Origin of the sequence: Parashewanella curva (genome assembly GCF_003675895.1) — a bacterium.
In the GTDB taxonomy this organism is placed as follows: Bacteria; Pseudomonadota; Gammaproteobacteria; order Enterobacterales; family Shewanellaceae; genus Parashewanella; species Parashewanella curva.
Window position 1 is genome coordinate 1 of the sequence record NZ_ML014852.1, and the last position, 10434, is coordinate 10434.

Consider the following 10434-nt stretch of genomic DNA (forward strand, 5'->3'; position numbering starts at 1 on the left):
GAATGGGCATTTAGTTATTTACAAAAAAATGCCACGAGGTCTCAACAAAGAAAATCCAAAGGAAACAGTGAATTGAGTAATATTATTCAAAACTTTAACTCTTAAGGTTCAGTCTATGACTAGACAAAGAGTACGTAAAATACAGCAGAGTGAAAGGTCATAAAGCAAATTCAGATTTGTCTTTTAACACCTCTCCAGGTAGAAAATTTAACGTTAATTTAAGCTATAAGTTTTAAAGTTTGTGATATATGTACTCGTGATACTTGAAGATGCAACTTTCAGGTATCACGAGTATAGGCCTGCTGATTGCAGGCTTTAAAATCTATAACGAAGCAATGATCCAACGATATTAAGTCTAGTTACTCTTCTTATATCTTCGACAGAAACTGAATATAGAGAGATTCCTTTATATACCAAACTCCCACTAGCTATTATTCTACGTAGCCCAGAACGAGATACTGATACCCAAGTTGTTAATAATGGATGTTCTCGGTTCGGTAAAGAAACCTGAATTACATTCTGATGATCAAGACTCTCACCAGAAAAAGGACAAATGGGCGGCTCATTTACAGAAGAAAAGGAGTTAGTGAAAATGACCCCATCTTCAGCAATAGGGGTTGTTTTTATTGCAATTAGCAATGGTTGAATTCTACCGTCATTTGCAGTTCGATGAGATATGTTAGTCTTTACATCAGCAGGTGAAACGAATTTTTCTCTATCCGAATAACCAAGCTCATTATCCCAAAAATCACTTAAAACTTGCGCTGGTTGCCCTCCTACATTTTGAGTTACGACACTTCCAGCATCTATGTGAAAAATATATTTATGTACATCAGAATCCGACGGATTTTTTAAAGGAAGAATATTCTCATCGTTCATAGCAAGGCTTAATTTAGAAGCATCACTTTTGATCTTGGTTTTATATTGATGCCTTATCCATTCTAGGTATTTATTTCCGTATGGTTGCGCCCTGTCCACCAGCTTAAATTGCCATTGATTTTTTAAAAAATCATAGCTTTCTACAATATACTCCTGTCCATTATATTCAACTGATGAGGGCATATTATCACTCGCATAAAAAGCCTCAAACATTTGATCTCTTAGACTTTGAGAGACAACCGACACTGACATAATTGTTAATCAATAGTTTGAAATAATGGCATAAATTATATCTAAAACTAACGTTCTGTTAGATAAATTATTGTTAAGTTTTAGATTTGCCAAGTATTTTTGGGGAATATTTTCGGAAAAATTAACTAACAGCTTGAAGAATGCTTCACCCCTTCGCTTTAGAGGTAATTTAAAGTTCGATTTTACAGCTACTTAATGAAATATAAATGAATGATGATTAACTTAGTTATAGGGGTAAATATCTATATTATTCATATTATTCCAGATGTATTAAAAGCTCTTTTTATGACTACAGAGTTACACCGCTACGTCTGTTAAGAGCCAAAAAAGTATGTATGATTTAGGTAGAAAATTATGAGTGCATTCAAAACTCTTGCACGAGCTATAACAGGCGAGCTTCCTGATGCCTCTAATGACCCAAAGCCGTCAGGTACTCAATCAGGTGCTCAAACAGGGCAAGTGTTAACCACTGATTTAGGTGATTTTGACATTGACCTAGCCACTTGCGACGGTGATAATTTATCTGATTGGCTTGCAGTTTCTGTAACGAAGTCGCCCGAAAAATTATGTAAATATACAACAGGCACCCCTAAAAAAAGTCCAAGTTCTGTAATACCTACCGGAGCGAGCCCCATAAAAGACAGGGCAGCCACACGCAGTCCATGTGATGCTTTTAGTGTCGATGGTTCTCCTTCCTTATCACAGCCAGCTCCAGAGCAAGTTCTCTCTTCAGTAGTCTCTTCACATGCCGAAATAGATGATGTGAAACTAATCAAAGCGATTAAAGAGCTAGAGCCATTATCAAAAGAAGGTGAAGTTGCAGCCTTAGTACGCCAAACATATAGCGCAGAAATGCGTAGGATATTTGATGAAATTTTTCAGCTTGTCAAACAAATAGAAATAAAAGAAGACGGCTCACTTAGTGGACTGACAGAGCGTTTTAGTAAACAGCTGCATAGAAAATTAGAAGAAGTATCTGAATTAGAAAAGCTTGAATTGGCTCCTGAAAAATCAGCTGGCCCCTCTGAACCAGCCAAACCAACTGTATCAAAAGAAGATTCTAAAGTAACTACACAGCCTTCTGAAAATACTTCTACAGTTTCTCCGATATTAAATAATATGTATCAGCGATTGCTCATGATAGAAAGAAAAACTCTAAACTGTGAAGCATTGCAAGTGGAACTTAAGGGGCTTGTACCTAAAAAACAAGGTCAAACCTCGGACATAACACTTGATAATGTACGCCGTAGAGTGATGGTCCTTGTTCACCCTGATAAATACCTTGATGAGCCTGAGTCATCGTTAGCGCGAGAAGCCAGCGAGTTGTTAAAAAAATTAATAGCCAAAGCCACCCCTCAACCAGATGAAATAAGGGCAGACTTTAATTTCACCAAAGAAGATTTTGTAGATGCTTTCAAAGCAACGCATAGTTTCACACAAAAGTTCAGAACCAGATGTATAGAAAGTAGATTTGTTGGTGATACATTTATAGAGCAAGCATTAACAGATGATGAAGGTGAACCAATATCACTAGAAGATGCGCTCGCTCGAAAGCCTCGATTGCAAGAGCTTCTTGACCAGAAATCACATTTACCAATCTTCATACCTTTTACACAAATACACCGAGGTTTCATGAGGGAGGTTGTCGCAGCCAAGGAAGACAGTCAAGGCAGAGTATGGATTGACTCCTATAACTACTTCAAAAACTACGAAGAATTTTTTGTGCACCTATGCATTTTGCACGCAAACACCACTAAAGGACTTTCACTTCATCTTGATAGATTGTTAGAACATTATCCAGAAGGTGCGAACTGTTGCGAAATGTATGTACCAATGCTTCCAAAGTCTGGGCTACGTGGGCAACATTTTGTCCAGCGAAGTGCACTCATGAAAGCCGTAGACTTAAATTCTCCTATCGCAGCGAAGATGCTATTAAAATATGGTGCAGATCCCGAGGAAATGATTCCTAACCCTGACCGTAATACTCAAACTGGTATCATTCATGCTGTTAAATCCGAAGAGATGTTACAGATTTTAATTGATAACTGTCCAACCTTGGACTTAGATAAGCGAGACGCTCAAGGCAGTACTCTATTACATATCATTGCTCATGACCAATATTGCGGAGAGACTCGTTATATGCGCTTTGCGGGACAGCATCTGTGCCACTTGTCAGCCTTGTTACTTGATAACGGTGCTAGAGTTGACATTGTAGATAATAAAGGAAATACACCGCTGCATTTAGCTTGCTTAGATCGAAACCTAACACTCGTTTTGGATATTCTTTATTCGCCAACAGAAAGAAAAGAATTAGTTAGAGCACTTAGCGGGAATACAGAATCGAAAAGCGAAGAAGAAAAAGAAGCTTTTACTGCAGTATCAATAGAAAAACATGTTGCTCAATTACCGTTTCTATACTTACAAAACAAAAAAGAACAAACACCATTGATGGCGGCCGTTGAAGGGGGAAGCACTGAAATTTTAACTGTCCTACTGGGAGCAGGACTTGATCCGTACGCAAAAGATCATAGAGGCTACAACGTTTGTCAAGGGCTTATATATGAGATCTTGGTTAGCCACAGCAGTTTGACAAAATTAAGACATTATAAAGAGAGAATAGTACTCCATAATACAACTCGATGGGTATTAAACAAAATGTTACAAGCAGATCCCACTGTGCTTGAACGACAGCTAAAAGACATGCTGACTATTCCCATTTCAAGAGCAAGTGGTTTTATGATCTTAGAAGATAAAGTGGATAAGTATCTGGAAACACTTTGGAACTTTTTAGGAGGCAAGAAAAAATGGAATGGTACTGAATTTACAGAAGAAGATGAGGATAATTCATGCAGAGATCTTGCGCTCACAAACCATCATTATTCTCCAGAGCTTCTTCAAACTGTTCGCTGCTATATGAAAGTTGCAGTAAAAGCGACTGAAGTTGTTGAGGCTGCGAAAACAGAAGAAGAAAAAAGAAAATTAAGGGAGTTGTTTGACGCTAGCAATAGGTTAACCTACCAACAACAGCAATTAGCCATAATGGCAGCACCAAGTGCAGATGGTCATGCAGCTAAAGCAGCACTTCAAGCAGCAAAAGCTGAATTCAAGAAGAAAATGAAAGATATCGCCAAAGGTACTGGTTGGTTCACTTCTTCAAAAAAGACATATTTCCAAGAGAAAGTTAGTGAATTACAAACTAGTGAACCTGAAGAAATCGCTGAATGGGTAGAAAATTACAATAAACAACCAGATTCTAAACGTAAAGTTTAGCCTTTTTTGAATATACAAGGAAGTACTTCTAGATTTCCCAGAACTGTGCTCTAGTAAAAATGCGGGATTTTTCCGTAGTGGCTAGAGGCCGTTCTCTTTTTTATACTAAATCCAACAACGAAAAATCTCCAACCAATTGATATACAAATAAATTAACAATCATTAACCACTCCTTAGTACATTTGTAACTAGAATAATTATCATAGTTTTCTTAATTATTTTTCAGCTCTTGTTTATAACAAGATTGTTAAATACTCTACAGTTAGGAAGAATTATGAGTACTGGTAGTGTAGGTACAGAAGCAGGTAAACCTTTAAGCCCTGAAAGCGATCAAGTTCAAAATGAAAGCTCTGCAGAAAATCAAACAATAAACACTGCTTCAGGTCAATTTGATGTCGCCAGTGGTGTTCAACATAATGAAGAAGCCAATCAAAATGGTGCTTTTTCTGATTGGGTTAACGCCCCTGAGCAGCCTTATAATAGACCGCCCCTATCTACGAGTACGCCTCCTAAATTAACCGATCACTTTGAATTAAATCAAAATGGAGTAGTACCCTCACAAGTTGCGACTGCAAAACGAGTAGAAGCCCCTCAAGCTCACCCAGGTGAAAGTGAGGTAAGCTTTCATTTTACAAAAGAAGAAGTGATAGAAGTATTAAAAACTACTCATACAATTCCTCAATCCAGTTATGCCTTAAAAGAAAGACAGATCGTTAGCCAATCTTATATAAATGAAGCATTAACAAATAATGATGGCGCTCGAATAGAGTTGGAATCAGCTCTTGCAAAAAACGATAGATTACAAGAGCTAGCCAAAATAAATCATTTGCCAATTTTTTTACATATATCAAAACCAGCGCATTACGCCTTTATGATGGAAGTTTTAGGTGCTAAGGAGGATGAACTTGGCAGAGTATGGGTTGATACCCATAGATACTTAAAAAATTATGAAGAATTTTTGATACATCTGTGCATTGCTCATGGATGCCATGATGCAAATTTCTCTTCTATGCTAAAGAGTGCTGCAGATGCCTCGAATGATGATTTAGAAAAGCTGTTAAATTTGCAGCCTGATTTTGTTGCAAAAGTACGCAGTGAAGTTTAAACAATTAGAATACTTACTAACAAGAACTTTTGCTCGCATCATTTTGACCGTAATCGTGTAGGTAATTCAATTAATATTCAGCTACTATCAGTAAATTGAAGCTATCACTTCTTCAAAGTTGATAAGCGCCATGACTACTGAGTTAACTTCATCTACGCACTCTCGGATCCCTTTTGCCCCCCAGTCTGAATCAAATCTTCAAAATGCTGAACTTGCAAGCTCTCAACTAGAAACAGAGCAGCCTTATCAAGTTTCGCCATCTATGGAAAACACCACCACCTCACTTTGGAAGGTGGGTACAGGGGTTGGTGTTGGCTTATTACTTGGTGGCCCTGTAGGGGCAATTTATGGTGGCGCTGCTGCAAGTGGAGTCCATCTCGCAGGCAGAGCCGTTCAGTGGGGGGTAAGTAAAGTTGCATCAGAGCACAATGCCAAAGTGTTATCAGCTGCCACTGAGTTTTTTGTCTCTGGCTTCATTAGTTGGGGACTTAATAAGAGTTTAATTCAAATTGGGTCGTCAATGGTGGGCGGCTATGTGGCATCAAAAGCCGTTAATGAGAGCTTGAATGAAGAAACGCCAGCCGTTGTCAGGCAAACCGCCAACTTAGGGGCAAGTATCGCTGGCAGTATGCTTGGTGGCATGGCTGGCAGCCATATTGAAACCGTGTTTGCCCTTGATGGCAGTGGCTCATTACCCATAAACCCACAATCAAGTTCAAACCCTGAGGCTAAAGCTTATTATGCCGCAGCAGGGCGAACCTTAAAAAGTGTGGATGAGACACAACCATTGAATGCCACCACCAATGCGAGTGAGACTTATCAGTCACAACCACAACACTCTGCACAACCTAACTTGCAAGGTGCAACCTTAAAACCCTCAGATTTTGATTCACTAGCCGATAAATTAGAAAGTAAGTTAAACCGTCCTCCCGTTACAGGGGAAGAACCTCTTGGGAGCTTGCCTGTTACGGAAACAAAACAGCAGGTGACATCAAGGCAGTTAAAGGGTGTGGCAGATGAGTATGATAAGGGAACGTTTGGGTTGAACCTTGAACCTGTTGATGCTAAAGCACACATTGTCAGTAAACGTTCTTGTTCAAATTGTAGAAACTTAACTTTTGGAGGAGCGCTATGGTACGTCTCCGTTCCGAACTACCAGACACGTCTCTGCGGTGGTGTGCTTCTTTCTGATATACCTCAAGAATTCACCAACTATGAGATTATAGACATAACGGTACCTAGTTCTTCGGAGAGCTTCTCTGTAGAGAGTAAAAATTGTGATCTTAGAATTTCTACTTTAATTTCTGGTCATTATACACAAAACGGTCAAGAGAAGGTTGAAATAGTAAATGGATTCGTTTATGTGAACAGGCAAGCATTTATTGATGACACCCCTGCCTGTTGTCAGGGGGGGGAATCAATCAGAGTCAGTACGAGTTCAGGCTGCAAGTTTTATGGTATAAGCACCTTACTAACATACAACGAACATGCTTGTATCCCGATTTCAGAGGTTGCTGATAATTGCCATAGCAACAAATTTGTTGTTAGTGATCAAGTTCAACAACCTGTTCATATAGAAACGTTTCCAGTGGGGGTTAATAACGAAAATCAAGCACTGCTTACGGCTGATGATAATGTACTAATTACCTCAAATGGAAGTGATCATATTGTTCGGTGGGAAGATTTTAACAATACATTAATTCAAATGGCTTCAGGGGAAAGTAATAAAATTTGTAAAGGAGAATTAAGTGGAAATATAAATCTTGCGCGACTTACGTTAAATGATTATCTCACAGCCTTCAATGCAACCCCTCAGGCTCCACAAATTCATACATGCCGTAACCCTATTCGCGCAAAAACGGTAGGAAGTGTTTGTCGTATTGAAGACTTAAAGGCAGCATTTGCAAATAATTCTCAACAAGCGGTCTATTTAGATCCTAGTGTTCAGGTGGTTTCATCATCTAGAACCGAATTTCTAGAATGGCAGGTAATGGTGAACTGGTTTAATCACCTTCCTATATACTGGTCAGCAGGATGCCCTTATAATAAACTATATTGGAGAAAACATGATGCGTTCGAAACAGATTTAGATTTGATACTAGACATTGGAAATACAGTATCTGGCCCTAAGATTAACGATTGCAGTTATGGAGTGGTACAACAACCATTTTCTACCAATGCGTATGACTCTAACTATATTGCCGAAAGGTTCGCTCAAAATGCACCCAGTTACTCAGACCAAGGCTATTCGATTTTTGAAAATCAAACGGTAGCTTTTGGTAATCATAGTGTAGTTTGGAAACAAATTACCTCTTATATCCCCCCTTCAATTGAATGTGTTGATGAAAATGGCTCAACCTATAGCCCTCCGGCTTATAAAGGCGTTTCTTATCTCTTAGAGTCTGATTACTTAAGACAGTTAGCTTGTGAACCACAACACCCTTATACACCGTCGAATCCTCCCATACCTTACCAATTTTCGAATTTACCTACAAATAGCTCCAGTTTTAACGCGCTTATTCCAAATTTTGGTGGGCTAATTGTATCCAATACTACACAGAACAAATTGGTTACTATTAATGACTTGATCTCTGAAGTCGCTAAATTACACCCAGAAGCATTATGTTTGGGTGCTGAGTTTCCAACCGTCAACTTAGCCAGAATTAATCAAGATATTTTACAAGCAGCTTTCGACTCAGCAGCGGTTACATTAGCTTGTGATGACTCGATAAAAGTTGAACTTAAAGGAAGGGTTGTTGAATTAGCGACGTTATTTGATTTGATTGATGAAGGCAGCTCAATTGGGTTAAATTCAACTTCAATTTTATATCATAGTGGTAAATTCAGTACGTGGGATAGAGTTTCACAAAACATACCAACTTCGACTCTCAATGTTAAGGAATGCACTGACAGAAATGTAACTCAGTACCAATTAACGGAAGATGCATTATTAAAGGCATTTAATAATGCTGAGCCAGTAACTGCTATCTCATCAACAAATTGTAATGACGGTGTATTAAAAAATTTATTAGATGCTAATGAAGTGTTGAGTACTGCTGAGCTAATCGGAAACTTTACCGAGTTTGCGCCAGCGTTTGGCACCATTGGTATCAAAATTAACGCTTCCCAACAAGTTGAATTCAATGGAAGTGTGATTGAATTTACTGACATTGTCCCTTTTTTACCTGCAAAAAGATCCTGTGACTGGGTAAACATCAAAAGCAATGAGTTTGCCTTAAAAGGTTTGACTGATACCGAACTCATACACGCAATTAATTGCTATCTTAATAGCCTATCTATTGAGGCTTGCGCAAGGGCATTATCAACTGACATTCCACCAACAAGCCCCCAGATTTCTTCTGCAACACACCCTCAGGGCTCTTCGCAGCACTCTCAACCAAGCCCAACATCAGGTATTGATCGAGGTGGTAACAGTACCGGCTTAATTGTTGGGTTAACTTTTTCAGGTATTATCGCTGCAGTGGGAGCAGCTGGGTTTGCTTTGTTGTTGTGTTTGATTAAACGCCAAATTTTCGATAAACAGAGTAAGCTAGATGTTGAAGCAGGAAGGCAGGCAGGGTCTGTACCGAAAAAGAATGAGTCTTTGCCACAGGCCGTAAGGATGAGCGAGTTGCAGTCTGCAAGTGATGTTTCACCCTCACCGACAGCTCAATCCGCTTCCAAAGCAATACCACAGGCACAGGCACAGGCACAGGCAACTATACCTCCTTCCAAAGAAAATACCAATCTAAGAGCCCCTGAAAAAGTGGCTAAGCCTTTACCCAGCGCTGTACCGTTACCTCCTGCAGAAGTGGTTGCAACAACCCAAGTCACATTTGCGATTAAGAATCTGACAAATCAGCATGTCAGTGAATTGTTATCAACTTGCGCTAAAGGTGAGTTAAGTCAATTGAAGCAATTAATTCAATCGGCGCCATCAGGGTTTAATGTTCGACTATTGCTTGAGCACAAACCGTCAGGAGATAAGGTTAGCTTATTGCATATTGCTTGTGCTGCAGGAAAAGGCGAAATCGTTGAGTATCTTATTGGCTTAAATGCCAATGTGAATAGCATTTCTTATAATGGCTTTACGCCGCTTTACCTCGCCGTTTGGAATAATCAAACAGAGGTTGTTAAACAACTACTGAAAGCTAACGCTGATGCCAATATTAAATCAAACGATAAAACGCCTTTGGAATTGGCTGTGGAACAAAATAGTCAAGGTATCATTGAGGTACTGAAAGGCAAACAGCCTGAAGTAGCGCAGTAATCCCAAAAATGGTTTTGGCAGAAGTAAATTGGCTTAATTGTTTGATGATGACTCTTCGGCGAACAAAGTCGCTCCCATGAGCTGGATGTGGACAGGAATAATAGATTTTGAACTGGCCATTATGTTATTCACATCGAACTTCTGTTTATTGCTAAATGCGTTTGTAGGGCAATCGCACTAAAACGTTTTTGTCCGTGCGACGTGAAGTCGTATGAAGCGCTGTTCACCGCTTTAGAGTGAACCTGCCGTATCACCGGTTGAACCTAGGGCTCTGAATAAAGCAGCGAGCCTGACAATGTAACAAAGTCAATTTGACGGGAATGAAATCGTGAGAGGACGTTCCTCCTGATAACCACATGAATCGGGTAAGTGCTAGGTTGTCAGTATGATGAACATATGTGAATCCATGCAAGGTGCGTTATACGTTGAAGCAGCGGAAGTGGTTTATACGCTGTGGCCAAAAGGCAACGAGAGTTGGAAAGAGGTTGGACAATACTCTTTCGTGATCAACAGAACTCTCCGCATTATAGTGGGCATCTACCCTGACATTGCGTGACATACGGAACACGGTAAGCCTGTATCATTCCCTCTGGGAAAGCTGTCTGTGAAGGTAGCCGATAGTGGTGCAGGTATAGGAGGCTGGAGAAAGCAAATGCTG

General features: G+C 39.5%; 5 protein-coding genes. 4 read left to right on the forward strand and 1 reads right to left on the reverse strand.

Annotation, left to right across the window (positions count from 1 at the left end; all coding sequences use genetic code 11):
• Positions 1 to 315: 315 nt before the first annotated feature.
• Positions 316 to 1092, reverse strand: coding sequence for a hypothetical protein (locus D5018_RS19285; RefSeq protein WP_121840618.1), 777 nt, complete (start codon positions 1090 to 1092; stop codon positions 316 to 318).
• A gap of 393 nt (positions 1093 to 1485) precedes the next feature.
• Here D5018_RS19285 and D5018_RS19290 point away from each other — a divergent pair, with 393 nt between their 5' ends.
• The 4 genes from D5018_RS19290 (at position 1486) to D5018_RS21780 (ending at position 10332) form a co-directional block, all read left to right on the forward strand.
• The gene (locus tag D5018_RS19290) at positions 1486 to 4401 is read left to right on the forward strand and encodes an ankyrin repeat domain-containing protein (protein ID WP_121840619.1); all 2916 of its coding nucleotides are present in this window, start codon (positions 1486 to 1488) and stop codon (positions 4399 to 4401) included.
• Between the two features lie 274 nt (positions 4402 to 4675).
• Positions 4676 to 5506, forward strand: a complete 831-nt coding sequence (locus tag D5018_RS19295; RefSeq protein WP_121840620.1) for a hypothetical protein — start codon at positions 4676 to 4678, stop codon at positions 5504 to 5506.
• A gap of 130 nt (positions 5507 to 5636) precedes the next feature.
• Positions 5637 to 9776 (forward strand): ankyrin repeat domain-containing protein, encoded by a 4140-nt coding sequence (locus D5018_RS19300; RefSeq protein ID WP_121840621.1) that lies wholly within the window; start codon positions 5637 to 5639, stop codon positions 9774 to 9776.
• A gap of 385 nt (positions 9777 to 10161) precedes the next feature.
• On the forward strand, positions 10162 to 10332 hold the full coding sequence (locus D5018_RS21780) for a hypothetical protein (RefSeq protein WP_207819387.1): 171 nt from the start codon (positions 10162 to 10164) through the stop codon (positions 10330 to 10332).
• Positions 10333 to 10434 lie beyond the last annotated feature (102 nt).